This is a genomic window from Bradyrhizobium sp. LeoA1Lang, assembly GCF_055413685.1.
Map to the genome: position 1 here is coordinate 54,144 of NZ_JBVAPG010000007.1, position 25,444 is coordinate 79,587.

The following is a 25,444-nucleotide window of genomic DNA, read 5'->3' on the forward strand; positions in this document are numbered from 1 at the left end:
CCTCAATCAAGAACGGCATAAGGCATAAGGCGCGATGGCGATGACACAGGCCCCTGCAATGGCTCACGGCCACCCGATGACGGCAGGTCACGAACCGGCGCGCCCCGGGGAGATCGCCATCGGCGTCATCATCGGCCGCACGTCCGAATTCTTCGATTTCTTCGTCTATGCGATCGCGTCAGTGATCGTGTTTCCGCGCCTGGTGTTCCCATTCGCGAACGAACTGACCGGGACACTTTATTCTTTCGGCATCTTCGCGCTTGCCTTCGTGGCGCGTCCGCTCGGGACCGTCATCTTCATGACGGTCGACCGCCATTACGGCAAGAGCGCGAAGCTGATCATCGCGCTGTTCCTCTTGGGGACTGCGACCGTCGCACTCGCCTTCCTGCCCGGCTACGACACGATCGGCGTCGCCGCGATCTGGCTGCTGGCGCTGGCGCGCGCCGTCCAGGGCCTGGCCTGGGGCGGGGCCTGGGACGGTCTTGCCTCGCTGCTCGCTATCAATGCGCCGCGGCATCACCGCGGCTGGTACGCCATGGTGCCGCAGCTCGGCGCGCCGCTTGGACTGATCGTGGCGAGCGCCCTGTTCGCGTTCTTTGCCGGCAACCTGTCCGCGGAAGATTTTTTCGACTGGGGCTGGCGCTACCCGTTCTTCGTCGCGTTCGCGATCAACGTGGTCGCCTTGTTCGCACGGCTGCGCATGGTGGCGACTCCGGAATATGATTCGGCATTCGAAAGCCGCGAGCTGCAGCCGGCCCGCATCGTCGACACGGTTCGTGACGAGGGCCGTAACATTCTGCTCGGCGCCTTCGCGCCGCTGGCGAGCTTTGCGCTGTTCCACATGGTCACGGTGTTTCCGCTCTCCTGGGTCTTCCTGTTCACCCGCGAAAGCCCAGTGCGGTTTCTCATCATCGAGATGATCGGTGCCGCGTTCGGCGTCGTCGCGATCGTGGCTTCGGGAGTGATCGCCGATCGCGTCGGCCGAAAATTACTGCTGACCGGTTCGGCGATCGCGATCGCGGTCTATAGCGGCTTCGCCCCGCAACTGCTCGATGCCGGCGCCGTCGGTGAAACCATCTATATGGTGCTCGGCTTCATTCTGCTGGGCCTGTCTTTCGGCCAGTCTTCGGGAGCGATCGCCTCCAGCTTCGCGCCGATGTACCGCTACACCGCCTCGGCGCTGACCTCGGACCTCGCCTGGCTGTTCGGCGCAGGATTTGCGCCGCTGGCCGCGCTCTTGCTCGCGACCCATTTCGGCCTGATCTCCGCCGGTGCCTATCTCTTGTCCGGCGCGGTGTGGACGCTGCTGGCGCTCTGGCTGAGCGGGCTGCGCGAAAACATCATCGAGTAAAGGGCGTCGGGGAAGGGCTGTCACTCCACCACGATCTTAACGCGATCGCGAGGCTTGACCTGGGCGTGGGCGTCCAGCCCGTTGAGGACGCGGAAGCGCTCGGCCGGGTGGTCGACGCCGCCCATGCGGTGCGAGAGCGATTCCACGGTGTCGCCGGGCTGCACGGTGATGACCTTGATGCGCAGCGGGCGCGCGGCCTGGATTTCCTCGAGCGTCAGGCGGCGGAACGAATTGACGGTCTCGCGCGCATTGCGCTCGCTCTCGGTCGTCTTCTGCTTGGCCGCGAAGATGAAGCGATAGACGTCGCTGCCGAAGCGCAGCGCGTAGACCTTGAACTGCCATTGGTCGCCCCGCGCGGTGGCGGACGCCGCCGGGAAGCCGTTGACGGTGATATCCTCTGTGGAAGCCTTGTCGACGCCTTCCATCCAGCCGGAGTTGAGATAGTCGCCGAGCGACTGCTCCGCCGGCACCCGCACCACGTCGAACCGCATCGCCTGCGAGCCGCCTTCGCGCACGCCGATCACCGCCTGCGCAGTGTTGTCGAGCGTGAAGTTCTCGGGTGCCTGGAAGGTGAAGGCGAGCTTGGGGTGCAGGAAGCGGCGGCCGCGGACGAAACCTTCGCTCGGATCTTCGCCGTAGACGATGTTGTCGATCGCGGCGAGATAGGTCTCGCGGTCGCGCTCGGCACCTTCGGGCGCCGTATATTGCCGCGCCGCGGCCTGCGCATTGGAGACGCGTTCGGGCGTTGCCGGATGCGAGGACAGGAAATCCTGCGCGCGCGGATCGAACGAGGTCTTGCCGACCTTCAGCGCCGCATTGCGCTCCATCGCGGTGAGGAAGCGCGAGGCGCCATAGGGGTCGAAATGCGCGCGCGCGGCGATGCCGACGCCGATGCCGTCGGCCTCGAATTCCTGCTGGCGCGAGAAGCTCGCCATCGTGAGCTTGGTCTTGGCCAGGGCCAGCGCAGTGAGGTCGGGATCGTTGCTCATGTCGGTGACGACACGCGTCACCACCGCCGCCTGCCGCGCCTGGTCTTCACGGATGGAGGCGTGCTTAGCCAGCACATGCGCCATCTCGTGGCTCAGCACGGACGACAACTCCGAGGTGTCGCTGGCGAGCGCGATCAGGCCACGCGTGACATAGAGCTGTCCGGTCGGCAGCGCGAAAGCGTTCACCGCGCCGGAATTGAGGATCGTCACCTTGTAACCCTGGTCGGGACGGTCGGACGCGGCGACCAGCCGATCGACTGTCTTGCTGATCAGGCCCTCCAGCTTTGGGTCGTCATAGGCGCCGCCATAGGTGGCAAGGATCCGCTCATGCTCGCGTTCGCTCGCCGGCGTCTGCGCCACCGTGGGCTTCGGCTTTGCCGGTTGGGGCGTCGCGACCGGAGCTGCGGTTTCGAACCGGCCGATGCCGAGGTTGCCGCAGGCGGACAGCAGGGTCGCCGCGCACAGGAGCGCCGGCGCAGCCGAAAGGCCGCGGCCCGTCCTGTCCCGCCGTCCCACACCCTCAATCACGTCAGCTACTCTCAAGCTGCCGGAAGATATCATGGTCCGACCGGCCGGATCATGACCCCATCCCTGTTTGCGCCCTGTTTGCGCATGATCTCTTGGAAGAACGAGCCTCCACGTCCCGGATCATGCTCTCATCTGTTTGCTTGAGCACGATCTTTTCGGAGAACCGCTTCCCCTTTTCATGCCCTTAGTTCCCGCCAAGCACTTCCAACTGCCCCACCCGGAGCAGTTCGATCCGTGGCCCGTTGCGCGCTTCGACCCAGCCGCGGACACGAATCCGTCGATTTTCCAGGGACTTAGGCGCAAGCCCGGCGGCCTCGAGCGCGGGGATCATGCGCCTTGGAATAGTCACAGCAAAGTCCCGTGTCCAGTTCCGGCCAAAGTTGAGGTAGGTGGTTGCTCCCGCCTGACGGACGGACAAAACCTTCCCCTCGACCACCGCAAAGCGCCCGATCCCCGCCAAAATATCGCCCGGACTTTCCGCGTTTTTTATGGCAGAGGCGTCGGCCCAAGTTCCCCTTTTGGCCTGCCTCGCCTCGGCCTCGGCCGCAAGCAACAGGGTGGCGCAATCCCGGTTCGAGACATCAGGCGATACCATCGCCTGGCCCTGCTTCAATAGTTCGCTTTGTACGGCCGCGTCGGACCCCGAGACAAAGACGAAGGCCGCCTGGCGTCCATAGCGGTCCGGCACGTCGTCCTCGCCCTGCAGCGAGATGTCGCGTCCCATCACCAGCGCCGACAGGGCTGCGGCCCCTTTCTGCCGGTCCGCAATCTCGATGCCGGCGAGGCGGATCTCGCGGCCGTCCTCAAGGCGAAAGCTGCGCGCGTCGGTCACGGACACGACCCGGCCCTCGCCCTGGGCTTCGAAAGCGCATCCCGCCGCGCGGGCCGAATCGGTTACCACTGTACTGATGAGGCACAACAGCAACATTTGTGCACAAAATTTCGTGTGATGCGCTGTCACTTTGTGGCCCCGTGTCATGACGCCGCTGCTAGCCGACTGAATTAGGACATGATTTTCCGCAACGACGTCGGTCTCCGTCCGACACTATCCCCGGGGCATTTTGACTTGAGGCCGATTGCGAGCATAAGTAGCACCCCATCGGCGGGGACCAGCAATGAAGCCGGAGCGCTGGGTTTCGCGCAAGCCAGTCTTGCCGCGCGTCCCGGCACAACAGGAAAGATAAGTGCTGCATGAACTCGTTTTTTCGGCGGCAGTTGACCGATTACGTTGAATACCATCGTGACCCCTGGAATTGCGTGATGCATGTGTTCGGCATCGTGTTCCTGTTTCTGGCGGCCATTCTCCCCCTCAGCCTGTTGTCCTTCACCCTGTTCGGAGTTGAGGTCAGCGCGGCCGTGATCGCTGTGCTGCCGGTCCTGTTTTATTGGTTCTTGCTCGATCTGGCGCTTGGCGCCGGAATCTTTTGCGGGGCTGTCGTTCTGCTGTCACTGGCCGCCTGGATCGTCAGTCATGTGACCATCACCGGCCTGTGGTCGCTTACGGCGGTCCTCCTCGTCGTGGGAGTCGCCTCGCAGATCATCGGGCACCAGGTGTTCGAACGCAGGAAACCCTCGATGGCTGACCATCCCACCCATCTGCTGCTCGGACCGATGTTCGTGATGGCGAAATTATTCATCGCGCTGGGCTTTCGGCACGATCTCGCGAGTATTATCCAGCCTCCGCAAGATTCCCTGTCGTATTCCCAGTAGCTCCAGCCGTACTGCATCCCACCGCATGACACGAATCCTGGTTACAGGCGGTAACGGCTTCATTGGCAAGCACCTGGTCTCGGCGCTTGTCGCGCAAGGCAGCGACGTGCGCGTGCTTGATCTGCAGCCGCCGTCGCGAGCGTTACCGAAGGTCGAGTATGTCAAGGGATCGGTGCTTGACCGCGACCTCGTGCACAGCGCCATCGACGGCGTCGACGAGGTCTATCACCTTGCCGGGCTGCCCGGGATGTGGCTGCCGCGGAAGGCCGATTTCCACGACGTCAACTGTGGCGGCACCGAGGTCGTGATCGGGACCGCGTGCAAGCGTGGCGTGAAGCGGCTCCTGCACTGCTCCACCGAATCAATCCTGTTCCGCGCCTCGCGATCGGACGATCGCCTGGCCGACGATGCGCTATTGCCCGACAACATGCCGGGGCCCTATACGCGCTCGAAAATGCTCGCCGAGCGCTACGCGATGCAGCAGGCGGCATCGGGATATCCTGTCGTCATCGGCTGCCCGACGATGCCGATCGGGACCCACGACCACAATTTCACGCCGCCGACGGAGATGCTCCGGCTGTTCCTGAACCAGCGCGTGCAGCTCTATCTGGACTTCGTCGTGAACCTGGTTGACGTGCGCGATGTCGCGGCAGGGCTTATCCTCGCCATGGAACGCGGGCAGTTCGGACATCGCTACATTCTCGGCGGCGAAGGCATCGCGCTGAAGCAGGTGCTGCGGATCATGGCGCATGTCCGGGGCCGCCGCACGCCGCGCCTTGCGATGAATGGCCGCCTCGCTGAGATCACCGCGGGCCTCCTGGAGTTCGTTGCCGATCACGTGACCCACCGGCCGCCATCCGGTACGGCTGAAGGGGTGCGGATCGCGCGGCGGGCCGAGGCGCTGTCGATCGAAAAAGCGCAGCGTGAACTCGGCTATGCGCCGGGGCCGGTCGAGCCTGTGCTTCGCGAAACCATTGCGCATCTGCTTGGCTCCGGTCACAATCAGGCGGAATGGGAACCGGCGTCGAGCCCGGGCGCCCAATCGTTCAATACCACGCGCCGGTTTGGCGTCTGATCCAATCGCCTGATACGGTTGCAATATGTCGCAAGACCCTGGTCAATGGTTCGCGTTTGTCTGGAGCGGGTGGACCGCCACCTGGCCCACCCAATTGCTCGCCATTATCTGGATTCTGTGGGTCACGAGCTGGGTCGTGGCGTCGGTGTGGTCCGGCCAGACCAAGAAGCATGTCATGACCTCGGAGTCGCTGAGGTACCGCATCCCCATCCTCCTGGGCGCGATCCTGTTCCTGCCGTGGACCGGAAGGATCCTGGGTGAAAAGCCGCTGTGGCAGTTCGGCAGCCTCGGCATCTATGTGATGGCGGTCCTGACGCTTGCCGGAATCTCCTTCACGTGGTGGGCGCGAATCCACCTCGGACGGTTCTGGTCGAACGCTATCACGCACAAGGAAGGCCACCACGTCATTGACACCGGGCCGTATGGCCTTGTGCGCCACCCGATCTATACCGGCCTGATCGCAGGAATGCTGGTCACCGGCATTGCCGTCGGGACGGTGACGGCGATCCTCGGGGCAGTGCTGATCTCGCTCGGCATGGCGCAGAAGGCCCGCATGGAGGAGGTATTTCTCAGCGCCGAACTCGGCGCGGAGGAATATGGCGCCTATCGCCGGCGCGTTCCGATGCTGATCCCGTTCATGCCGGCCGGCTAGCGCAGGATAGTTTCTGCCTAAATCGGCGTGCCGTAGCCCGGGTGGAGCGTCAGCGTAACCCGGGACATCTGCTTCAGCGTTTGCGAGTGGCCCCGGGTTTGCGCGTTCCGCTCCACCCGGGCTACGTGCAGAAATCCGTCACCGTGGTCGCGGCGAGGACTTGTCGCCCGAAGCCTGGCCCCGCGACGAGCGGGGAGCGGGACTTGTCGGTCGCTTTGCCGGCTCCGCAGCCGTCGCCGTCGTGGCGGGCTGCTGTGCGATCGGCATCAGGTGACGCGGAATGACGATGCGCTGACCGGCGGTCAGCGGGGCGTTATCCGGTAGCTGATTGGCCTGGGTGAGCGCCCACAGCGGGACGTGGTTCGCCGTGGCGAGGCTCTGCAAGGTGTCGCCGGCGCGGGCGAATTGTGGAATCCCGCTGTCCCACAGCTCGAGCGGCGCATCCGGCGGAACAAGGTAGCGCAGCGGTGCCGTCTCACCCTTGACCTGCATCGGTGTCGTGCCGAGTTGCACAACCGCGTTCACCAACTGGTCGTGGATGGTGTCCATCTTGTCGATGTTGATGTGGGTGACTTCCTTGTGGTCCTTCATGTCGTAGCTTGCATAGTGACCCTGATAGCCTGGCTCCGCGACGACATCGCCGCCCCCGAGCACGCTGTCAGACATGAAGATATTGATGAAGCGCTCGACATTGAGCGGCACGTTCCCCGTTGCGTGCGCCGGATCGATGATGACAATCAGGCTGACCGGGATGTTTTCTTCCTGCAGGACTTCGGCCAAGATCACGGAGCAAAGCCCGCCCATCGAGTGCCCGATCAGGACGATCGGAAGAGGATCTTCCTTGTATTCGCGAATCGCCTTGGCGGCGACGAGCCGGCAGATGGTGAACTCATAGACGTCGGCCTGGACGCCGACTTTCTCGAGGCGGCTGGTCAACCAGTCCATCCCGCGCGAAAAGATCGGACCCATGGCACCGCGGAAAAGATAGGCGCGCACGCGTGGCGTCGGCGCGGGCTGCTCCGCGGCAGGTGGTGGCGGCGGCGTGGCCACCGCCGTAGCCGTATTGGTCTGTTGTTTTGCGTATGCGGTCGGGCCGGCGAGCGTCAAGTTGCAACTGGCCGACAGAAAGCAGGCTACTAGGATTACCCGGAACACAATGGCCGCAATCGGTCTCGGATTGATCATGCGCCTTTTGCCCGTGATTTCGGCGCGCAGATACGCCGGCTCTCGATCGCCGGCAGGCCACTTGCCCGCGTTCACGATGAACTAGCGCGCTGGAATTGGCGGAATTGCGGCGCAACCTGCGCGCCGCAACCCGATACGCCGGGGATCAATTCCGGGCTGCAGCCGCGCTGGCTGCCCGTGGTGCGGCGGTGCCGGCGCTTGCCTCACTCGGCTGCCGTCGCCTCGTCGGCGATGCCGGACTCGGTCGACCGAAGACGACGGCGTCAATCTCGCCGATCACCTTCTGCTGCATGATCTGGTTCTTTTCGATCGTCAGGTGCCCGACACCCGGCACGCTCGCCACATTGACGTTCTCCAGCGTGCCCTGGAATCCCCTCGTCCGTTCGACCGGCGTGCCGGCGCCGTTGGCGACGTAGAAATTGACGTATCGTCCGACGCGTCCGGAAAGGCTGGTGTGGAACACCGAGTCCAGCCCGATTGCGAGCTTCACGGGAACGCCGAGCTGGTCCAGCCTCCCGACCATGTCGGGCAGGGAGGTCGCGCCCGAGGAGTGGCCGACCAGGATGATGGTCTTGGTCTTGCCGCTTCGGTATTCGGCCGCGGCCTCGTTGGCGAGCGACGACCAGAATACGTAATTGCTGATGGTCACCTGGATGCCCTGGGCCTGCAGCTTGGCGGCAATTTGATCCAGTCCCAGCGAGAAGATGTTCAACACCCCTCGGAGCATATAGACGTGCGCGGTGGAGGCGCGAGCGGCCGCCGATTCCGGCGCAGCCTGCGCCGGGCTTGCGACGACCGGAAGCAGCAGCAGCAACAGCGCGGTCGCGATGGCGCGCAGCCGCGGAGACAAATGCCGGCCGACCAGTCCAGTGTGGCCGCGATATGCGTTCATGGCTCCTCCTCGAAGCGCTACCGAATATTGCCGATGACCGTAACCCCGGCGCGCTCGCAACCGCAACAAAAGCGGTACGCGTAGCGTGGCTTTACTGTTGCGGCGTGTCTCGGGAGCAACACGATCTGCGGGATTCGTTAATGTTTGTCGTGAGCTAGGGGAATGGGCGGGAACTTGGCGAGAACATGGCGACCGTCGGGAGGCAAACGAAATTAGCGGCCGGGCACGCGCTTTTGATTGCGGCATATCCGGCGCGCTTACGGGCTCGATTTACAAGCCGCTGCTTGGGGCGGCGATCCGCGGTCAAAGCGCTGCTTGGTCCGGCCGCCGCGACCACAAACTTCGATGAACATCGAGATATTTCGTGCGGCTGACAACGCCGAAGATCATTCCGCTTAGCGGAAAACCAAAGATGGATTCATGCGTTGCCGCGGCTTGCTGCCATCAATCCCATGCGGCATGATCGCGCCGCAAAATGGTAGACCACAGTCAATGTGGCTGACGAACCGGGAGGGCTTCATGAAACGAATTCTGTCAGGCGCGTTCGCCTGCATGCTGGCGGTCTCGGCCACCGCGGCGCTGGCGCAAAGCAAGCCGCCGCCGCTCAAGATCGGTGGCATCCTCGACATGTCGAGCCTCTACGCCGACATCACCGGCCCCGGCAGCGAAGCCGCCGCCAAGATGGCGGTGGAGGATTTCGGCGGCGAGGTGCTGGGGCGCAAGGTCGAAGTCGTCGTCGGCGACCATCTCAACAAGGCCGACCTCGCCGCGAACATCGCGCGCGATATGCTCGACAACCAGGGCGTCGAGATGATCTTCGACGTCGCGGCTTCCGCCACCGCGCTTGCCGCGGGCGAGATCGCCAAGGCGCGGGGCAAGATCATCATCTTCAACGGCCCCGGCTCGATCCGCCTCAGCAACGAGGCCTGCGGGCCCTACACCGTGCACTATGTGTTCGACACCTTCGCGCAGGCCAATGTGACGGGTCTCGCGGCGGTGAAGTCCGGCCTCGACACCTGGTTCTTCCTGACCGCCGACTACGCCTTTGGGCAGGATCTCGAGAAGGACACGACCAATGTCGTGGTCAAGACCGGCGGCAAGGTGCTGGGCAGCGTGCGCCATCCGCTCAACACATCGGATTTCTCGTCCTTCCTGCTGCAGGCGCAGGCCTCGAAGGCCAAGGTGGTCGGGCTTGCCAATGCCGGCGGCGATACCATCAACGCGATCAAGCAGGCGGCCGAATTCGGCCTGGCCAAGAGCGGCCAGAAACTCTCGCCGCTGCTCGCCTTCGTCACCGACATCGACAGCGTCGGGCTCGACACAGCTCAGGGGCTGCTGCTTGCCGAAGCCTTCTATTGGGACCTGAACGACGAGACCCGCGCGTTCACCAAGCGCTTCATGGAGCGCACCAAGCGCGTGCCGACCTCGGCGCAGGCCGGCGTCTATTCTTCCGTCACGCATTACCTGAAGGCGGTGAAGGCGGCGGGCACCACGGATTCCGCGGCTGTCATGAAGGTGATGAAGGAGACCCCGATCAACGACATGTTCGCCAAGAACGGCAGGATCCGCGAGGACGGCCGCATGGTGCACGACATGTATCTGTTCGAGGTGAAGAAGCCGTCCGAGTCGAAGGGACGCTGGGACGACCACAAGCTGCTCGCGACCGTTCCGGGCAACGAGGCGTTCCAATCGCTGGAGAACTCGCGCTGCCCGCTGGTGAAGAAGTGACGCGAAACGTGGTCGTCATTGCGAGAAGCGCAGCGGACGAAGCAATCCATGCCTCCGCAAGCGGCGAGATGGATTGCTTCGCTTGCGCTCGCAATGACGGCGGGGGATATGATGTCGAGAACCAACAACCAAGAAAGCGAATCCCATGACTGAAAACAGCATCGTCCTGCAAAACCTCGACAACGGCCTGCTCACCATCACCATGAATCGTCCGGAGCGGCGCAATGCGCTGAACCCGGATATGACGCGCGGCCTGGTCGAGGCGGCGGGGCGGGCGGCCGAGGATCACGAGGTGCGCGCGGTGCTGATCAAGGGCGCCGGCGGCACCTTCTGCGTCGGCGGCGACGTGAAGTCGATGGCGGAGGGCCGGGCGCCGCTGCCGTTCGAGGCCAAGCTTGCCAATCTGCGCCGCGGCATGGAGGTCTCGCGGATCCTGCATCAGATGGCAAAGCCCGTGGTGGCGCAGCTCGATGGCGCTGCGGCCGGCGCCGGGCTCTCGATCGCGCTGTCCTGCGACCTGCGCGTGGCGAGCGAGTCCTGCAAGATCACCACCGCTTTCGCCAAGGTCGGCTTCTCCGGCGATTATGGCGGGACCTATTTCCTGACCCAGCTCCTCGGCAGCGCGAAGGCGCGCGAGCTCTATCTGACCTCGCCGGTCCTCACCGCACAGGAGGCGCATGCGCTTGGCGTCGTGACAAAGGTGGTGCCGGATGCGCAGATTGACGCCGCCGCACGCGAGCTTGCGATGTCGCTGGCACAGGGACCGTCGATCGCGCTCGGCTTCATCAAGCGCAACATCAACAATGCCGAGCATCTGTCGCTCGAGGATTGCTTCGATGGCGAGGCGATCCATCACACGCGCTGCGGCGAGACCGCCGACCACAAGGAAGCGGCCAAGGCGTTCGTCGAGAAGCGCAAGCCCGTCTTCAAGGGCGAGTAGGGATGGCCGGCTATCTCGGGCTGCGCCAGATCTGCCTGGTGGCCCCACAGCTCGGGCCCGTGATTTCTGACATCGCCGACATCATGGGCCTGAGCGTCTGCTATCGCGACGGCAATGTCGCGAAATATGGGCTGGAGAACGCGCTGCTGCCGGTCGACACCATCCTGCTCGAAGTGGTGGCGCCGTTCCAGCCGGGCACGGCCGCGGGCCGCTTCATCGAGAAGACCGGCGGCCGCGGCGGCTACATGGCGATCTTCTGCTGCGACGATCCCGACGCGCGTGGCGCGCATGCCAATGCCATCGGCGTGCGCACCGCGAACGTCATCACGCATGCACCCTATCACGGCGTGCAGCTCCACCCGCGCGACTGCCGCGCTGCCTTCATCGAGTTCAACCACACCGATGGCAGCGACGATGTTCTGGGGCCTTATCCCCCGGCCGGGCCGGAGTGGCAGAAACACATCCGAAAAGATGTGACGCAGGCGCTGACGGAAGTCGAGATGCAGAGCCCGGAGCCGCAAGCGCTGGCGCAGCATTGGGGGCGGATTCTTGATTGGCCGGTGAACGGCGAGGCCGAGTTACGCCTGCCGAATTGCAGCTTCCGCTTCGTCAACGGCGAAAGCGAGATCATGAGCGCGCTCACGTTCAAGGTCGCCGATGTCGCGAAGGTCCGCGACGCTGCCGGGAAGAAAGGTCTGAACGTCGCCGGCGATGAATTCTCGTTGGGTGGGGTAACGTTCCGCCTGATGCACTGACTTGTAGGGGTGGGCAAAGCGCAGCGTGCCCACCATTCACGGTCTGTGCAAGAGAAGGTGGGCACGCTGCGCTTTTCCCACACTACGCGTCGGCGCAAGCGGCGTTACCGCCCCTTGAAATTCGCGATGCGGCGCTCGGCGCTGGCTTTGACGCCTTCCTTGAAATCTTCGGTGGTCCGCAGCCTGGTCTGCTCGATCAGTTCATGGTTGGTGGCTGCGAGCACGCGGTCGGCAAAATCAGCGCGCATGGTGGCGCGGGTGGAGATGAGGCCGAGAGGGGAGCATTCGGCGATCTCCTGTGCGAGCTTGAGCGCCTCTGATCGTACCTGGTCCTGCGGCACCAGTACATTGGCGAGCCCCCAGCGATAGGCCTCCTCGCCGGTGACGCGGCGGCTGGTGTAGAACATCAATTCCGCGTTGTTCTTGCCGATCAACTCAGGCAGCGTGAATGTCAATCCGAAGCCGGGATGGAAGCCGAGCTTGGTGAAGTTCGCCGAGAAGCGCGCCTCGGGGCAGGTGACGCGGAAGTCTGCGGAGACGGCAAGTCCGAGTCCGCCGCCGATGGCGGCGCCGTGGACGGCGGCGACGATCGGCTTCTTGTTGCGGAAGATGCGCACCGCCTGCACATAGAGATGGTTGATCGGCAGATTGGCGGCCGGATCGGACTCCGCGCGCGCTTCCTGCTCCTGCCGTGCCGGATCGCTGAAATTGGCGCCGGCACAGAACGCCTTGCCTTGGGCGGCGAGCACACTGCTGCGGATCTCGATGTCGCGGTCGAATTCCTCGAGCGCATCCGCGATCTGATTGATCAGCGCGACGTCGAAGAAGTTCAACGGCGGTTTGCGGATTTCGATCAGGCCGACATGGCCCTGCTTCTCGACGCCGATATCGGTATATTTGCTCATGAGCGTTCCCCTTTGAATTAGCGCAGGCCGGCCGCGCGCCTAGCGCAAACCAAGTCCGCGCGCAACGATGCCGCGGAGCACTTCCGTGGTGCCGCCCTGGATCGTCAGTTTCGGCGCCGTCCTGATCGCGAACTCGAGCTGCTTCTCCAGCGTCTCGCGGTTGGATGCGGTCTCCTCGACGAAGGCGGCGAGGTCGCGCACCCGGTGCGGCAATTGCTGCTCCCATACGGTGCCGATGTCCTTGACGATGGACGCCTCCACCACCGGCTCCTTGCCGGCCTGCAGCATGCCGGCGACCGAGACCGACATGCGGCGCATGGTGTGTAGCTGCGCCACCAGGCGGCCGATGCCTTCGGCGCTGCGGGTGTCCGGCTTGTCGCCGACGGCGCGCACGAGTTCGGTCAGCACGTAGTAAGTCTCGAGGAAGCGCTCGGGGCCGCTGCGCTCATAGGCGAGCTCGCTCGTCGCCTGCTTCCAGGCGCCGTCAATCTCGCCGAGCACGTGATCGTCGGGCACGAAATAGTCGGTGAAGACGACTTCGTTGAATTCGTACTGCCCGGTGATCTGGCCGATCGGATTCACCTGAATGCCTGGTTGCTTCATCTTGACCAGGAACTGGGTCAGGCCGTGGCGGCGATTTTCCTTGGTCGGCGGCGAGGTGCGGAAGATCGCGATCATGTAGTCGGCGATATGCGCCGAGGAGGTCCAGATCTTGCTGCCGTTGATCAGATAGCCGCCATCGGTCTTGGTCGCGCGCGTCTTCGCCGCGAACAGGTCCGAGCCGGAATTCGGCTCGCTCATGCCGATCGCAAAGCACAGCTCGCCGCGGCAGATGCGCGGTAGGATGTCCATCTTGACATGCTCGGGCGCATATTTCAGCAGCACCGGTCCGCTCTGGCGGTCGGCGACGAAGAAGCGTCGTGTCGGCGCGTTGGCGACTCGCATTTCCTCGGTCACCACATAACGCTCCAGGAACGAGCGCTCCTGGCCGCCATATTTCTTTGGCCAGGTCATGCCGAGCCAGCCCTTGGCGCCGACACGGCGCGAGAATTCCGGTGCGTCGGTATCTTCGCGGTTGGGCTTGTTCGGATCAAAGGTGCCGGCGGCGATCTCTTCGGCAAGGAAGGCGCGCACCTCTTTACGCAATCGCTCGCATTCGGGCGGCAGGCGGATCGGATCGAAACGTAGGGCTGCAGTCATGGCTCTTTCCGTAAATCAGCGCGAGGCCACCAGCGGCCACAATTCGTCGGCGCCTCTGGCGGCGACGCGCTTGCCGAGCTCAACCGCCCAATGGCTTTCCGAGCCGAAGTCGTCGCGCCAGGCCAGCGCGCGCAGCGAATAGCGGTGCAGGATGTGCTCGATGGTGAAGCCGATCGCGCCGTGCACCTGGTGCGCGATGGCGCCGCCTTTCTCCGCCGCCTCCGCGCAGCGGATCTTGGCGGACGCTGCTTCGAGGTACACCGCGTCGTCGAAGGAGGTCGCGTTCGCGATGGCGTCGGCGGCAGAGGTAGCGGCGGCGAGCGCGGCGGCCGATTCGCCAGCGAGGCGTGCGAGATTGTGCTGCACCGCCTGGAATTTCGAGATCTTCTTCTCGAAGGCGACGCGCTCATTGGAATAGCGCACGGAAATGTCGAGCATCGCTTCCAGCGCGCCCGCGATCTGCAGGCTGCGGACCACGCCGCCCATCAGCATCAGCGTCGCTTGGCCAAACCCCTTGGGCGCCGGCTTGATCGTAACAGGCTCGACCTTGTCCAGCGTCACGGTGTCCGAATTGTCGTAGCCGACATTGAGGCCGGCCTCGATCCGGCCTTTGGCAGCGTCGACCAATGCGATCGAGATGCCGCCATTGTTGCCATGCGCCAGCACCGCGAAATGCTTTGCTGCTTTGGCAAACGGCACGCCGCGGGCGCGGCCGGACAGGCTGCCATCGGCATTGAGCGTGATGCGATCCTTTGGGCTCCCGGGGATCACCGTCATCTCGCCGTCGGGAGAAGCGATCTTCGCTTGCGCGAGCAGCCAGCCAGCCAGCATGGTCTCGGCGAGCGGGACCGCGACCGCAAACCGGCCGGCGGCGTTGAGCACGGCAAAACCATCGGCCAGACTCGCGCCGGAGCCGCCGAGATCGTCCGGCACCCAGGCAAGCGGCAGGCCGGCCTCGCTCAGCGCCTGCCAGAGTGGCGCTTTCCAGCTTCCCGTCTTGTCACTGTTGATGGTCTGGGCGTCGGCGAGATCGGCAAAGATTTTCTCTGCGGTCTCGACGACGATATTCTCACTCTCCGCCACGGCGTTCCTCAAGTTATGGAATTTGGCACGTCTCGGACGCGCCAAACTGTCGCGCCAAGTGCATTCCGTTCTTGCGCTTTATGATGCGGAAAAGCCATAGCCGTGACAAGCGCTGTCCGCAGGGCCGCCTGCGGCGGCGGCATGCGAGCCATAGTGCGGAAAGAGAAATTCCACGCAACGGAGTTCTGGCTTGTCGCGCTGGGTGCGCGATATGGTATGCCAGCGCCGGAACGTTTTGAGCGCAAAAGCTAAAGAGGGAGTGCGGATGTCGAAGGATGGTTTGTATGCAATCGTAACGGGCTCGGCGTCCGGCCTTGGGGCCGCGACCGCGCAGATCCTGGCCAAGGTCGGCGGGCGCGTCGTCGTCAACTATTCCAACAGCAAGAAGGAAGCCGAGGAGACCGCCGATCTCTGCCGCAGCGCCGGCGCCGAGGTCGTGGTGGTGCAGGGCGACGTGTCGCGCGACGAGGACTGCCGCAAGATCGCTGCTGCCGCGGCATCCTGGGGCAGGCTGGATGCGCTCATCAACAATGCCGGCACCACCAAGCATGTCGCGCACGACAATCTCGACGGGCTCTCGGCGGAAGATTTCCAGCGCATCTACGCGGTGAACACGATCGGGCCGTTCCAGATGGTGCGCGCGACCCGTCCGCTGCTTGAAGCCGCCGCGAACGCGTCGGGGCGCGCCTCGGCGGTGGTGAATGTCTCGTCGGTCGCAGGCATCTCCGGCGTCGGCTCCTCGATCGCTTATGCTGCAAGCAAGGGTGCGCTCAACACCATGACGTTGTCGCTGTCGCGCGCGCTCGCGCCGCTCATTCGCGTCAACACGGTCTGTCCCGGCTATATCGATACGCCCTGGTTCACCAAGGGCCGCGGCGAAGCCGGCGCCAAGCAGGTGCGCGATGCTGTCGTGGCGAGGGTGCCGCTGAAGGTCGCCTCAACGGCCGAAGATATCGCGCAGCTCGTCTGCTTCCTGGCGACGCCGGCCTCGGGCAACATGACCGGCGAGTGCGTGCGCATGGATGCGGGGATGCATCTGATCGCATAATCGTCGATTGCGAGAGCACTGCGGTGGGGTGGGCAAAGCGCAGCGTGACCACCATCCACGGACCGTGCGAGAAAGGTGGGCACGCTGCGCTTTGCCCACCCCTACGTGCGCGCTCAAAGCGGCGAACGACTACCGCCTGCCGGGATCGGGAATGACGCCGCTCGCCACCAGCCGGTTCCAGATGAACAGCACCACCAGCGCGCCGATCGTGGCGGTGATGAAGCCGGCGCCCTGGTCGGGGCTGTAATGGCCGATGGCCTGACCTATCCAGGTTGCGAGGAACGCGCCGGCAATGCCGAGCACCGTGGTCAGGATAAACCCGCTCGGGTTGTTCGGTCCCGGCGACAGGAACCGCGCGATGATGCCGGCGACAAAGCCGACGATAATGATCCAGAGAATGCCGCTCATGGCGGTCGTCCTTTCCTGAAACGAGAGATCACCGCTTCACACGGTCGCAATTAGATCCGCCTCGAGATTTCATCGTCGTTCGGCAACCGGCCGTCCGGCGTCAGATGATTGATGGCGTCGGGCAAATACTGGCTCAAGCCGCGGAGCAGGTCGTCGCGCGACATTCCGCTCTGCGCGGAGATCTGGTCGATCTGGTCGGCACCCAGCGCATTGGCGAGATCGCCCGGCGCGACCTGCTTGTTCGGGCCGTTGCTGACCCAGGAATCGGCGTGGTCACCAAGGCCCTTGTCCTGGAGTTGCTTGAGGAGATCGCCGAGCCCGCCGCTCAGGACGGTGCCGGCCGCACCACCCGCGAGCAGTCCGCCAAGGCCGCCCTTGAGAAGGTCGCTCAGTCCGCCGCCGGCGGGACCGCCGGGAAGGCCTGCGGCTACGACGTTGCCGGGCGAGGGAGCGGGTGTCTGAGGTGGCGTCGGCGTCGGCGCCTGCCGTGGGGCCTCGCCGGGCTGATTGGTGAAATGCTTGACCGCCTTCCAGGCCAGCAGTGCCAGGATGGCCATGGTCATTGGCGACATGCCGCCCTTGTCGGATTCGGCGCTCGGCGTGCTGGGCCCGCGCGGGCCATTCTGCATGCCGTTGAGTACGTCGAGTAAACCCATCGTCTTCTCCCGCGTATCTGCCCCGCGCCGAAAACATAACGGCGGCCCATGACGGTTACAAGGCACGGCCGCAAGCTGCGGCTTCCGTTCGGTAGGCACAAAATACCAACTCTGCTATCGATTATGGTCACGAGGTTGAACGGCGGATGAATGCTTTAGATCGACCGATCGGGATCGCCGGCGCCGGCAGCATCGGCTGTTTTGTCGGCGGCATGCTGGCTGCCGCCGGCCGCAAGGTGGCGCTGTTGGCGCGGCCGCGCGTGATCGATGAAATCAGGGGTAACGGGCTGCGGCTGACCGGCTTCGACGGGTCGGAGCAAAGGCTTGCCGCGAATGAAATCACGCTGTCGGACGATCCCTCGATTTTTGACGACGCCGGCACGGTGCTGGTCACGGTCAAGAGCGCGGATACCGCTGATATGGCCGACATCATCGCCGGCCACGCGCCTGAAGACGCTGATATCGTCAGCCTGCAGAACGGCGTCGGCAATGTCGGCCTGTTGCGCCAGCGTTTGCCCGGGCGAAAGGTGCTGGGCGGGATGGTGCCGTTCAACGTCGTCGGGCTCGGCGAGGGCAGGTTTCACCGCTCGACATCAGGCGCGATCGTCGTCGAACGGGATGCGGCGGGCACGGCGCTACGATTATCGGTGCCGGGCCTTGCGATGCGCGCCACCGACAATATTGACCGCGTGCAGTGGGGCAAGCTGATCGTCAATCTCAACAACGCGCTGAATGCGCTCTCCGACGTGCCGCTGCGCCGGCAGCTCGCGCAGCGAAGCTGGCGAAAGCTGTTCGCCGACCAGATGGCGGAGGGGCTCGCGGTAATCAAGGCGGAAGGCATCAGGCCGGTGTCGCCGACGCCGATTCCGCCTGGGCTGATGCCGCCGCTGTTGCGGCTACCTGATGCGATCTTCGGGGCACTGCTCGGGCGCACCATGAAGATCGATCCGCAGGCGCGCTCCTCGATGTGGGAAGATCTCAAGCGCGGGCGCCGCACCGAGATCGATTATCTGCAGGGCGTCATCACAGATATCGCCGACCGGCGCGGCCTGAAGGCGCCGCTGTCGCGGCGTATCGTCGAATTGGTCAAGCAGGCCGAGGCGGCGGGCAAGGGCTCGCCTGGGTTGACGGTCGAGCAGATCCGAGGCTGATGCCTTGAAAAGGCGCCGGTCCCGCACGAATTTCAATGAGGACATGATGGAGGAGGATCGATGAGACGGATCGCCACCGCAGTGTGGTCGGTTGCGGCCGTGGCTCTAGGTTCAGTCGCGGCGTCCCATGCCGCGCCGCCGACGGTCGTCCCTTCGCCGGGCTATGACGCACGATTGCAGGAGAGCCGCGCGGCATCGCGGGCGCCGACCTTTGATCCGGTTGCGCCTGCCCGCAAGCCGGTCGCGCCGCACCGCGCCAAGCGGACCCATCCGCGCTAGTTAGGGCACGTCGTAGCCCGGGTGGAGCGAAACGCAACCCGGGATCTTTGCCTTAGGCGGGGGCGGCCCCGGGTTACGCTTTCGCTTCACCCGGGCTACTACAATTCCGAATGGATCAGCTCCGCTGCTTCGCCTTGGCGGGCGGCGCCGGCGGCTGCGGGGCGAAAATCTTCTTGAACTCGTTCCAGCTCGCGGAGACCCGCGGCCAGTCGCAGGAAAACGAGTCCTTGGCGCATTTTGCGGCTCTGATGCGCTCGGCCCGCTTGACCGGGCTTGCCACCGGCACCGGCACCCGCACCGTCTCGGTCCGCAATGTCACCTTCTGGACGTCCGGCTGCGCGGGCGGTTGCATTGGCGGTTGCTGCGCTTGCGCTTCCTGCTGCTGCTTCAAGGCGAGCGCCGCGGTCATGCTCTCGCGGCGCTGCTTTTCCAGATAGCGTGCATATTCCTGGTCGATCTTCTTCTGCTCCTCCGGCGTCGGGTTGGGGCCGGAGATGTCGAATGAGCGGTCCTGCAGGAAGTCATAATAAGTGTAGCCGCCGCCGGGCTTGCGGCGGCCGGCGAATTTCGCGTTGCAGTCGCCAAGCTGCGAGGTCTTGTCTTCCTTGGTCTTCGCCTTCTCGGCGACGTCGGCGCATTCCTCGAAATCCCTCGGCGTGCCGCGCCACCATTGCGCGTCGACGCGCGCGGGCGCAAGCACGGCTGCACCGGCGGTGGCGGCAACACTGAGCATTAGCAAACGCGAGGCGATCACAGAGGCATTCCCAGCCAGATTCGGACGGGCGAGAGAGTTGGGCGGATTGTCGTCATTTTGATGGCGCTTGTCACGGTGGAACCGTGCGTCCACAGGGTGTGGGCGAGGTCTCATAGCGCACCCGGTCACGCTTGGCTTCGATTAAAATTTTCAAGAAATTTCAAGGCGAAGGACGGCACGCAAGCTGGCCGCGGTCGTTGTCGCCGCGATTCACACAGTGGGCTTGGGTCCGGATGGAACCCACGCGACAGCGACGAGGATTTCGCTTACCTCGCCCGGCCGCCACCGTTTTCCGCCCCGCCCAGGATGCAGAACCACAGCGGCGTCTGCTCGGAACGTTCTCAGGCGGCCTTCACGGTCGCGAGGAATTTTGACACTTCATTGCGCAGCAGCTCCGACTGCCGCGACAATTCGCCCGCCGCATCGAGCACATTCGATGCGCTGCCGCCGCTCTCCTCGGCGGCATGCGTGACGTCCTCGATATTCTCAGACACGTCCCTGGTGCCGACGGCCGCCTGCTGGATGTTGCGCGAGATCTCGCTGGTGGCGGCGTCCTGCTGCTCGACGGCGGAGGCGATCGCGGTCGACACTTCGCCCATCGAGCGGATCACGCCGACGATATCGCCGATGGCGCTTGCCGACTCCGTGGTCGATTGCTGGATGTCGCCGATCTGCGCGGCGATGTCGGCCGTCGCCTTGGCGGTCTGCTCGGCGAGCGATTTGACCTCCTGCGCAACCACGGCAAAACCGCGCCCGGCGTCGCCGGCGCGCGCCGCCTCGATGGTGGCGTTGAGCGCGAGCAGGTTGGTCTGGCCGGCAATGTCGGTGATGAGATGGACGATGGTGCCGATCTGCTGGGCGGCGGCCGAGAGCTTCTGCATCTTGTCGCCGGCGGCATTGATTGCCGCAGTCGCCTCCGTCGCGATCCGGGCCGAATCGGTGACGCGCGCGCCGATCTCGCGGATCGAATTGGTGAGTTGCTCGACTGCGGCGGCGACCGCGTTGACATTCGTCGTTGCCTCGCGCGAGGCGACCGTGACCAGACCCGACTTCGCCGAAGTGCGATCGGTCGCGCCTTGCAGCGATTGCGCCGCCGCCTGCAGCTCGGTGGATGCGGAGGCGACAATGCCGACGACGCCGCCGATCGCGGTCTCGAAATCCGTCGCCCCAGCCGGTCCAGCATCTGGCGCCGGTCGCGGCGTTCGGCCTCGGTGTAGACGGCAAGCGCAATATCCATGTCGAGCAGCGCCGCGTTGACGATCGCGCGCTGCATCGCGGCCTGCTTCGCTGCGGAGCCGCGACTCAGCATGCGCACCGGCATGCGGATCGCGACCTCGCTCACGAGATCCGACAACAGCGCATTGTAGCCGCCGATATACCAGCTCGGCTCGAGCCCGAGCTTGTTGTGAATCTCGCCGATCCGCGTCACGGATGCTTCATAGTCGGCGTCAAAGCGTCCCTCCAGAATGATGGACCAGTGCTTTATCTGCATCTGCTTGGCATGCATCATGTGCTCGCGGCTGCGGAAGAAGCGCGCGGTCTGCGCGAAGCGGCTGACGTGATCGTAGAAGCGGTCAAGGATCCCGGGCAGCGCATCGATGACGAGGCTGCGCGCCTCGCGCAACAAGGCAGTGGTGTGATGGTCGATGCGATGGAAGGCGAGACGGGTGGCAAAGCCGCCGGCGCTATTCACAGAGTGCTCCGGATGGGGAAGGAGTGAGGTGGGGACGGCCGAAAGCGGCCGCTCCGGATTCTTGCGCGATTCGAGCCAGATGACCTTGATCTGGATCAAGCAAGGCAGGTCAGCCGGTTAACTTGTTGTTCACATCTGGCGCGCGCGTATTCGCGGAAGCGGCCCTTCGACCAGGTACGGACAGCGCGCCGGAACCCTTTCTCACGCGATCAGCCGCGAGCGGCGCCGACCGCCGCGGAGTCTGGCGATCGGACTTTCAGTCTGCTATGAGGTGCCGAAGCTCCGAGAGAGGGGTTCGCGGTCCCGTAGCTCAGCCGGATAGAGCGGCGGTTTCCTAAACCGTAGGTCGGAAGTTCGAGTCTTCCCGGGATCGCCATTCTTCCGGACGCAGGAAACCCGATAAAGACGGGCAGTTCTTGACGTACTGCATCCGTTCCGCCGATTTCAGGACCTCTCCTACTTCACCAGCGAACAGCCGCCTTCCGCCATCGGCCGGAATGCCTCTTCGGCCGGGATCGTCGCGATCAGTTTGTAGTAATCGTATGGGTATTTGGACTGCTCGGGCTTCTTGATCTCGAACAGATAGAGCGGGTGGATGACCCGGCCGTCCTGGCGGATGGCGACGTCGCCGAAAAGCTTGTCTTTGCCTCTGAACTTCTTCATTTGGGGCACGACCTGTTTGGCATCGTCGCTTGCCGTTGCGGCGACCGCGTTGAGATAGGCCAGAGTTGAGGCGTAGACGCCGGCTTGATTGCCGCTGGGCATCTTGCCGTTCATGCCCGGTCGCGCGGCGAATCGCTTGGCGAAGGCGCGGGTGTCCTCGTCCATGTCCCAGTAGAAGGCTTCCAGGAGCTGAAGTCCCTGCGCGACCTTCAGTCCCATGCCGTGCACGTCATTGATGAACAGCAGGAACGCGACCAGTGTCTGGCCGCCTTCCTGGATGCCAAACTCGGCAGCCTGCTTGACCGCGTTGATGGTGTCGCCGCCGGCATTGGCGAGCCCGATAACCTTGGCCTTGGAGTTCTGGGCCTGCAGCAGGAACGACGCGAAGTCGGAGGTGCCGAGTGGATGTTTGCTCGAGCCCAGCACCTTGCCGCCGTGCTTTTCGATGTAGCTGGTCGCTTCCGCCTCGATGCCTTGCCCGAGAGCATAGTTCACCGTGACGAAGTACCAGTCCTTGCCGCCGCGCTGCATCATAGCTGCCGCGGTAGTGTTGCCGGTGGCCCAGGCGTCGTTGACCCATTGAATGGTGTTGGGCGAGCAGGCCTTGCCTGTCAGGTCAGAGCTTGCCGTCGAAGACGCCAGGAAGGTCATCCGCGTGCCGCGAAGCAGCGAATTGATGGTGAGGCCGACGGCCGAATTCGGTACATCGACGATCGCATCGACCGCCTCGACGTCGAGCCATTTGCGTGCGATCGCGGACCCGACATCCGCCTTGTTCTGGTGATCGGCATAGACGATCTCGACCTTGCTGTTCTTGCCCCCGCCGGCGAAATCCTCCGCCGCCATCCGCGCGGCTTCCACCGAGCCCATGCCGTTGGTGTCCTGGAAAATGCCGGAGATGTCGTTGAGCACCCCGATGCGCGCGATGCTGTCGGAGATCTCGGCGCTCGCTGCGCTCGCCGTCAGGTTTCCGAGTAGCACAAGGGTCCAGCCCAACCGCTTCATCATCCTCTCCTCAGTCATGTCTTCGCGCAGCGATCTCTTCGCGCAGCCGATCGTTGCTCAGACCTGCCGTTCCGGCAGGCGCAGCACCAGCCCGTCGAGTTCGAGCGTCATCTTGATCTGGCAGGACAGACGGCTGCTCGGTAGGCGGTCGCAGGCGGTGCCGTCGAGCAGGGCGTCTTCCTCGTCGCCCATCGCGGGGAGGCGCGCCAGCCAGCCATCGTCGACATAGACATGGCAGGTGGCGCACATGGCGTTGCCGCCGCATTCGGCCAGAATGCCATCCAGCCCATGACGGGTTGCGGCCTGCATGGCGCTCTCGCCGTCGCTGATCTCGACCCGATCGCTTCGGCCGTTGGGACGAATGAAGGTAATCGCAGTCATCGCGCCTCTCGTCAGGCCGGAGTGATGGTAACGGGCAGGCTGTCAAGCCCGCGCAGCGTGTTGTTGAAGCGGCGCTTCGGCTCCCCCATGATCTCGATTTTCGCGACGCGGCGAGCCAAGGCCGACAGCATCACCTCGCCTTCGAGGCGGGCCACGAGCTGGCCGACGCACATGTGAATGCCCGAGCCGAAGCCGACATGGCCGCTGGTGCGTCGGTTGATGTCGTAGCTGTCAGGCTGGTCCCAACGCCTCGGATCGCGGTTGGCCGCGCCGAGGAACATCAGGACCTTCTCGCCCTCGCCGACCGGCGCGCCGCCGAGTTCGACCCCTCTCGTGGTGGTGCGGAAGAAGGTCTGGACCGGGCTTTCGAAGCGCACCGCTTCCTCGAAGGCGTTGCGCGCCAGTGTCGGATTATCGCGCAGCAATTGCCATTGATCCGGAAAGCGGGCCAAGCAGTAGATGGCCGCACCGAGGCCGTTGACGGTCGTATCGAGGCCGGCCGACAGCAGCGAGCGCACCAGGAGCGGCGCTTCCGCGGCAGTGATCTCCCCTTCATCGACGCGCGCGTGAATGCAGGCGCCAAAGCCGCTGGGTGCGAGGTTTTCGCGCTGGCATTGCTCGGCGATGTAGGCCTGGTGCGGCGCCGAACGTTCGATCGCCTCCTGCCGCAACTGGTTCGGCGGACCGAACGCGTTGAACACCAGGCTGGCATAGGGGAGCAGATGCTCGCGGCCTTCGGCCTTCAGTCCGAGCGCATCCGGGAAGACGGAGAGTGGATAGGCTTCCGCCAGATCCTCGATCGCATCGAAACTGCGCTTGTCGAGTAGCGCGTCGACCCTTGCTTCGGCGGCAGCAGCGAAGCCGTCGCGCACTTGCTTCATGACGCTCGGAGACAGCACGCGGCTGAGCACGGCGCGCATCCGGGTATGGGCGGGCGGATCGGCTTCGAGAATCAGGCTCGGCGGCCGCCAGGGTTTTTCCTTCTTGAAATCGCTCAAGCCCACGCCGCGGCTGGAGCAGAAGGTCGCAGGATCGTTCAGCACCGCATGGACTTCGGCGTAGCGCGCAACGCCGTAGACGTTCCACTTATCCAGATACACGACCGGCCCCGCTTCCCGCAGGACCTCATGGATCGGGAAAGGATCGGCAAAGAACTCGATCGCAAAGGGATCAACGTCCAGATGCGGAACGGCGCTGGTCGTGGAAGAGGAGCCGAGTGTGCTCATTCAAGTCCTCCCTCTTGCTTGCCCTATCGCATCAGCCGGAATTTTCCACCATCCACTTTGATGAGAAAGGCGGAACGCTCGTCGTAGCCATTGTGGTCGGTCGGACTCATGGTGGAGAGGCCGTTGTTCAAATAGACGTCCTTGCCGCGCTCAAGCTGATCGCGCAGTGCAGCCCGGAATTCTGGCGTACCCGGCTTGGCGGCCTTCAAGGCGTTTGCCGCCGCCCTCTTGAACAGCGCGACGGCATCCCACAAATGCGCAGCGAAGATGTTCGGCTTCTGTCCATTGGCCTTTTCGTAGGCAGAGACAAGTTCTTCTCGCACCAGCCGGAACGGATCGTTTGCCGGCAGGTCCTCCGCGATGGTGAACGCTTCCCCGGTAAACACCGCGCCTTCGACATTGGCGCCACCGAGCTTGATGAACTCTTCGGTCGCGACGCCATGGGTCTGGAAAATCTTGCCGGCATAGCCCCGTTCGCGGAGGGCTTGTTGGGGCAATACGGCCGGCGTGCCCGCGGATGCGACGAACACCGCCTCCGGATTGGTCGCCATCACCTTCAAGGCCTGGCCCGTGACGCTGGTGTCGGCGCGCGCGTAAACTTCATGCGTCGTCACCGTCAGGCCAAGCGTCGGAGCGAGCCGGCTGACCTCCTTGTAATAGCCTTCGCCATATCCATCCGAAACCCCGATATAGCCCAGCGTCTTGATCCCCGATTTCGCGATATGTTTGAGGATGGCCGCGGCCATCAGGTCATCGTTCGGCACGACCTTGAACGCCCATTTGCGGCGGTCGTCCATCGGCTGGACGATGGCCGTCGCAGCCGCCAGCGAGATGATCGGGGTTTTCGATTCCATGGCGATATCGAGCATCGGCATCGTCACTGGTGTCAGCGACGATCCGATCAGGATGTCGACGCCGTCCTGGATCACCAGGCGCCGGGCGTTTCTGGACGCCCTTGGTGGTATCAGATTCATCGTCGAGCGGGATGTAGACGACTTTTTCGCCGCCGATCTCCTTCGGCAGTGCCGCAACCGTTCGCATCTGTGGTTGTCCGAGCGCCGAGCCCGGTCCGGACGCGGAGACAACGATCCCAACCTTGATGTCCGCATTCGCGCCCGAGGCGCAGAGAACCGCGGTCACGAAGATCCAAAGCCCGGCAAGGCCCAGCCTCATTGTAGTCCCTCCCG

Annotated in this window: 23 protein-coding genes, 1 tRNA gene and 3 pseudogenes; 11 read left to right on the plus strand and 16 right to left on the minus strand. The window is 64.2% G+C overall.

Features of this window, described 5'->3' with window-relative positions:
• Positions 1-34: 34 nt before the first annotated feature.
• Positions 35-1,351, plus strand: coding sequence for an MFS transporter (locus ACZYOF_RS04285; RefSeq protein ID WP_463714913.1), 1,317 nt, complete (start codon positions 35-37; stop codon positions 1,349-1,351).
• A 20-nt stretch (positions 1,352-1,371) separates the two neighbouring features.
• Here the strand turns inward: ACZYOF_RS04285 and ACZYOF_RS04290 are convergent, their stop codons facing one another.
• Both ACZYOF_RS04290 and ACZYOF_RS04295 read right to left on the minus strand, forming a co-directional pair.
• Positions 1,372-2,868, minus strand: coding sequence for a M48 family metalloprotease (locus ACZYOF_RS04290; RefSeq protein ID WP_463714914.1), 1,497 nt, complete (start codon positions 2,866-2,868; stop codon positions 1,372-1,374).
• 184 nt (positions 2,869-3,052) lie between these two features.
• A complete protein-coding gene (locus ACZYOF_RS04295) occupies positions 3,053-3,847 on the minus strand; it encodes a thermonuclease family protein (RefSeq protein WP_463714915.1) in 795 nt (264 codons plus the stop codon).
• 212 nt (positions 3,848-4,059) lie between these two features.
• Here ACZYOF_RS04295 and ACZYOF_RS04300 point away from each other — a divergent pair, with 212 nt between their 5' ends.
• The 3 genes from ACZYOF_RS04300 to ACZYOF_RS04310 are packed head-to-tail and all read left to right on the plus strand — an operon-like array spanning position 4,060 to position 6,305.
• Positions 4,060-4,578, plus strand: coding sequence for an Mpo1 family 2-hydroxy fatty acid dioxygenase (locus tag ACZYOF_RS04300; protein ID WP_282530529.1), 519 nt, complete (start codon positions 4,060-4,062; stop codon positions 4,576-4,578).
• 25 nt (positions 4,579-4,603) lie between these two features.
• Positions 4,604-5,653: an NAD-dependent epimerase/dehydratase family protein gene (locus ACZYOF_RS04305; protein ID WP_282530528.1), complete on the plus strand. Its 1,050-nt coding sequence runs from the start codon at positions 4,604-4,606 to the stop codon at positions 5,651-5,653.
• Positions 5,654-5,678: 25 nt separating this feature from the next.
• Positions 5,679-6,305, plus strand: a complete 627-nt coding sequence (locus ACZYOF_RS04310; RefSeq protein WP_130579256.1) for a methyltransferase family protein — start codon at positions 5,679-5,681, stop codon at positions 6,303-6,305.
• A gap of 138 nt (positions 6,306-6,443) precedes the next feature.
• On the opposite strand, the gene ACZYOF_RS04315 is transcribed toward ACZYOF_RS04310, so the two are convergent.
• Positions 6,444-7,490, minus strand: a complete 1,047-nt coding sequence (locus ACZYOF_RS04315) for a LysM peptidoglycan-binding domain-containing protein (RefSeq protein ID WP_463714916.1) — start codon at positions 7,488-7,490, stop codon at positions 6,444-6,446.
• Positions 7,491-7,635: 145 nt separating this feature from the next.
• A complete protein-coding gene (locus tag ACZYOF_RS04320; protein ID WP_463714917.1) occupies positions 7,636-8,382 on the minus strand; it encodes a hypothetical protein in 747 nt (248 codons plus the stop codon).
• A 519-nt stretch (positions 8,383-8,901) separates the two neighbouring features.
• Here ACZYOF_RS04320 and ACZYOF_RS04325 point away from each other — a divergent pair.
• The 3 genes from ACZYOF_RS04325 (at position 8,902) to ACZYOF_RS04335 (ending at position 11,805) form a co-directional block, all read left to right on the plus strand.
• Complete coding sequence (locus ACZYOF_RS04325; RefSeq protein ID WP_463714918.1) at positions 8,902-10,110, plus strand: ABC transporter substrate-binding protein; 1,209 nt, start codon at positions 8,902-8,904, stop codon at positions 10,108-10,110.
• A 145-nt stretch (positions 10,111-10,255) separates the two neighbouring features.
• Positions 10,256-11,050 carry an enoyl-CoA hydratase gene (locus tag ACZYOF_RS04330; protein ID WP_463714919.1) on the plus strand — a complete coding sequence of 265 codons (795 nt, stop codon included), beginning with the start codon at positions 10,256-10,258 and terminating at the stop codon, positions 11,048-11,050.
• Between the two features lie 2 nt (positions 11,051-11,052).
• Entirely contained in the window at positions 11,053-11,805 is a 753-nt protein-coding gene (locus tag ACZYOF_RS04335; protein ID WP_463714920.1) for a VOC family protein, read from the plus strand.
• A 104-nt stretch (positions 11,806-11,909) separates the two neighbouring features.
• Here the strand turns inward: ACZYOF_RS04335 and ACZYOF_RS04340 are convergent, their stop codons facing one another.
• The 3 genes from ACZYOF_RS04340 to ACZYOF_RS04350 are packed head-to-tail and all read right to left on the minus strand — an operon-like array spanning position 11,910 to position 14,993.
• Positions 11,910-12,710, minus strand: a complete 801-nt coding sequence (locus tag ACZYOF_RS04340; protein ID WP_463714921.1) for an enoyl-CoA hydratase/isomerase family protein — start codon at positions 12,708-12,710, stop codon at positions 11,910-11,912.
• Positions 12,711-12,749: 39 nt separating this feature from the next.
• Positions 12,750-13,910 carry an acyl-CoA dehydrogenase family protein gene (locus ACZYOF_RS04345; RefSeq protein ID WP_463714922.1) on the minus strand — a complete coding sequence of 387 codons (1,161 nt, stop codon included), beginning with the start codon at positions 13,908-13,910 and terminating at the stop codon, positions 12,750-12,752.
• 15 nt (positions 13,911-13,925) lie between these two features.
• A complete protein-coding gene (locus ACZYOF_RS04350; protein WP_463714923.1) occupies positions 13,926-14,993 on the minus strand; it encodes an acyl-CoA dehydrogenase family protein in 1,068 nt (355 codons plus the stop codon).
• A gap of 265 nt (positions 14,994-15,258) precedes the next feature.
• Here ACZYOF_RS04350 and ACZYOF_RS04355 point away from each other — a divergent pair, with 265 nt between their 5' ends.
• Positions 15,259-16,041: an SDR family NAD(P)-dependent oxidoreductase gene (locus ACZYOF_RS04355; protein ID WP_130583800.1), complete on the plus strand. Its 783-nt coding sequence runs from the start codon at positions 15,259-15,261 to the stop codon at positions 16,039-16,041.
• A 129-nt stretch (positions 16,042-16,170) separates the two neighbouring features.
• On the opposite strand, the gene ACZYOF_RS04360 is transcribed toward ACZYOF_RS04355, so the two are convergent.
• Both ACZYOF_RS04360 and ACZYOF_RS04365 read right to left on the minus strand, forming a co-directional pair.
• Positions 16,171-16,449, minus strand: a complete 279-nt coding sequence (locus tag ACZYOF_RS04360; protein ID WP_130583799.1) for a GlsB/YeaQ/YmgE family stress response membrane protein — start codon at positions 16,447-16,449, stop codon at positions 16,171-16,173.
• A 50-nt stretch (positions 16,450-16,499) separates the two neighbouring features.
• Entirely contained in the window at positions 16,500-17,105 is a 606-nt protein-coding gene (locus ACZYOF_RS04365) for a YidB family protein (RefSeq protein ID WP_463714924.1), read from the minus strand.
• Between the two features lie 146 nt (positions 17,106-17,251).
• Here ACZYOF_RS04365 and ACZYOF_RS04370 point away from each other — a divergent pair, with 146 nt between their 5' ends.
• Positions 17,252-18,256 (plus strand): 2-dehydropantoate 2-reductase, encoded by a 1,005-nt coding sequence (locus ACZYOF_RS04370; RefSeq protein WP_463714925.1) that lies wholly within the window; start codon positions 17,252-17,254, stop codon positions 18,254-18,256.
• Positions 18,257-18,316: 60 nt separating this feature from the next.
• Complete coding sequence (locus tag ACZYOF_RS04375; protein WP_463714926.1) at positions 18,317-18,535, plus strand: hypothetical protein; 219 nt, start codon at positions 18,317-18,319, stop codon at positions 18,533-18,535.
• Positions 18,536-18,650: 115 nt separating this feature from the next.
• Here the strand turns inward: ACZYOF_RS04375 and ACZYOF_RS04380 are convergent, their stop codons facing one another.
• The 3 genes and pseudogenes from ACZYOF_RS04380 to ACZYOF_RS04390 all read right to left on the minus strand — a co-directional run.
• Complete coding sequence (locus ACZYOF_RS04380) at positions 18,651-19,268, minus strand: hypothetical protein (RefSeq protein ID WP_282530515.1); 618 nt, start codon at positions 19,266-19,268, stop codon at positions 18,651-18,653.
• A gap of 362 nt (positions 19,269-19,630) precedes the next feature.
• A pseudogene (locus tag ACZYOF_RS04385) lies at positions 19,631-20,170 on the minus strand (methyl-accepting chemotaxis protein); the annotation flags it as partial.
• 377 nt (positions 20,171-20,547) lie between these two features.
• Positions 20,548-20,982: pseudogene (locus ACZYOF_RS04390) on the minus strand (protoglobin domain-containing protein); the annotation flags it as partial.
• A 299-nt stretch (positions 20,983-21,281) separates the two neighbouring features.
• Between ACZYOF_RS04390 and ACZYOF_RS04395 the strand changes: the two are divergent.
• Positions 21,282-21,358: transfer RNA gene (locus ACZYOF_RS04395), tRNA-Arg, on the plus strand.
• Positions 21,359-21,438: 80 nt separating this feature from the next.
• On the opposite strand, the gene ACZYOF_RS04400 is transcribed toward ACZYOF_RS04395, so the two are convergent.
• The 4 genes and pseudogenes from ACZYOF_RS04400 to ACZYOF_RS04415 form a co-directional block, all read right to left on the minus strand.
• Positions 21,439-22,650, minus strand: a complete 1,212-nt coding sequence (locus tag ACZYOF_RS04400; RefSeq protein WP_463714927.1) for an ABC transporter substrate-binding protein — start codon at positions 22,648-22,650, stop codon at positions 21,439-21,441.
• A gap of 57 nt (positions 22,651-22,707) precedes the next feature.
• Positions 22,708-23,031, minus strand: a complete 324-nt coding sequence (locus ACZYOF_RS04405; RefSeq protein ID WP_463714928.1) for a 2Fe-2S iron-sulfur cluster-binding protein — start codon at positions 23,029-23,031, stop codon at positions 22,708-22,710.
• 11 nt (positions 23,032-23,042) lie between these two features.
• Complete coding sequence (locus ACZYOF_RS04410) at positions 23,043-24,257, minus strand: cytochrome P450 (protein WP_463714929.1); 1,215 nt, start codon at positions 24,255-24,257, stop codon at positions 23,043-23,045.
• Positions 24,258-24,280: 23 nt separating this feature from the next.
• Positions 24,281-25,430: pseudogene (locus ACZYOF_RS04415) on the minus strand (ABC transporter substrate-binding protein).
• Positions 25,431-25,444 lie beyond the last annotated feature (14 nt).

What these genes read in the sequence shown, in the direction of transcription:
- ACZYOF_RS04285 (WP_463714913.1), top strand. Translation starts at nt 35, where the DNA reads ATGGCGATGACACAGGCCCCTGCAATGGCTCACGGCCACCCGATGACG.
- ACZYOF_RS04295 (WP_463714915.1), bottom strand. Translation starts at nt 3,847, where the DNA reads ATGACACGGGGCCACAAAGTGACAGCGCATCACACGAAATTTTGTGCA.
- ACZYOF_RS04300 (WP_282530529.1), top strand. Translation starts at nt 4,060, where the DNA reads ATGAACTCGTTTTTTCGGCGGCAGTTGACCGATTACGTTGAATACCAT.
- ACZYOF_RS04305 (WP_282530528.1), top strand. Translation starts at nt 4,604, where the DNA reads ATGACACGAATCCTGGTTACAGGCGGTAACGGCTTCATTGGCAAGCAC.
- ACZYOF_RS04310 (WP_130579256.1), top strand. Translation starts at nt 5,679, where the DNA reads ATGTCGCAAGACCCTGGTCAATGGTTCGCGTTTGTCTGGAGCGGGTGG.
- ACZYOF_RS04315 (WP_463714916.1), bottom strand. Translation starts at nt 7,490, where the DNA reads ATGATCAATCCGAGACCGATTGCGGCCATTGTGTTCCGGGTAATCCTA.
- ACZYOF_RS04320 (WP_463714917.1), bottom strand. Translation starts at nt 8,382, where the DNA reads ATGAACGCATATCGCGGCCACACTGGACTGGTCGGCCGGCATTTGTCT.
- ACZYOF_RS04325 (WP_463714918.1), top strand. Translation starts at nt 8,902, where the DNA reads ATGAAACGAATTCTGTCAGGCGCGTTCGCCTGCATGCTGGCGGTCTCG.
- ACZYOF_RS04330 (WP_463714919.1), top strand. Translation starts at nt 10,256, where the DNA reads ATGACTGAAAACAGCATCGTCCTGCAAAACCTCGACAACGGCCTGCTC.
- ACZYOF_RS04335 (WP_463714920.1), top strand. Translation starts at nt 11,053, where the DNA reads ATGGCCGGCTATCTCGGGCTGCGCCAGATCTGCCTGGTGGCCCCACAG.
- ACZYOF_RS04340 (WP_463714921.1), bottom strand. Translation starts at nt 12,710, where the DNA reads ATGAGCAAATATACCGATATCGGCGTCGAGAAGCAGGGCCATGTCGGC.
- ACZYOF_RS04345 (WP_463714922.1), bottom strand. Translation starts at nt 13,910, where the DNA reads ATGACTGCAGCCCTACGTTTCGATCCGATCCGCCTGCCGCCCGAATGC.
- ACZYOF_RS04355 (WP_130583800.1), top strand. Translation starts at nt 15,259, where the DNA reads ATGTCGAAGGATGGTTTGTATGCAATCGTAACGGGCTCGGCGTCCGGC.
- ACZYOF_RS04360 (WP_130583799.1), bottom strand. Translation starts at nt 16,449, where the DNA reads ATGAGCGGCATTCTCTGGATCATTATCGTCGGCTTTGTCGCCGGCATC.
- ACZYOF_RS04365 (WP_463714924.1), bottom strand. Translation starts at nt 17,105, where the DNA reads ATGGGTTTACTCGACGTACTCAACGGCATGCAGAATGGCCCGCGCGGG.
- ACZYOF_RS04370 (WP_463714925.1), top strand. Translation starts at nt 17,252, where the DNA reads ATGAATGCTTTAGATCGACCGATCGGGATCGCCGGCGCCGGCAGCATC.
- ACZYOF_RS04375 (WP_463714926.1), top strand. Translation starts at nt 18,317, where the DNA reads ATGAGACGGATCGCCACCGCAGTGTGGTCGGTTGCGGCCGTGGCTCTA.
- ACZYOF_RS04380 (WP_282530515.1), bottom strand. Translation starts at nt 19,268, where the DNA reads ATGCTCAGTGTTGCCGCCACCGCCGGTGCAGCCGTGCTTGCGCCCGCG.
- ACZYOF_RS04400 (WP_463714927.1), bottom strand. Translation starts at nt 22,650, where the DNA reads ATGAAGCGGTTGGGCTGGACCCTTGTGCTACTCGGAAACCTGACGGCG.
- ACZYOF_RS04405 (WP_463714928.1), bottom strand. Translation starts at nt 23,031, where the DNA reads ATGACTGCGATTACCTTCATTCGTCCCAACGGCCGAAGCGATCGGGTC.
- ACZYOF_RS04410 (WP_463714929.1), bottom strand. Translation starts at nt 24,257, where the DNA reads ATGAGCACACTCGGCTCCTCTTCCACGACCAGCGCCGTTCCGCATCTG.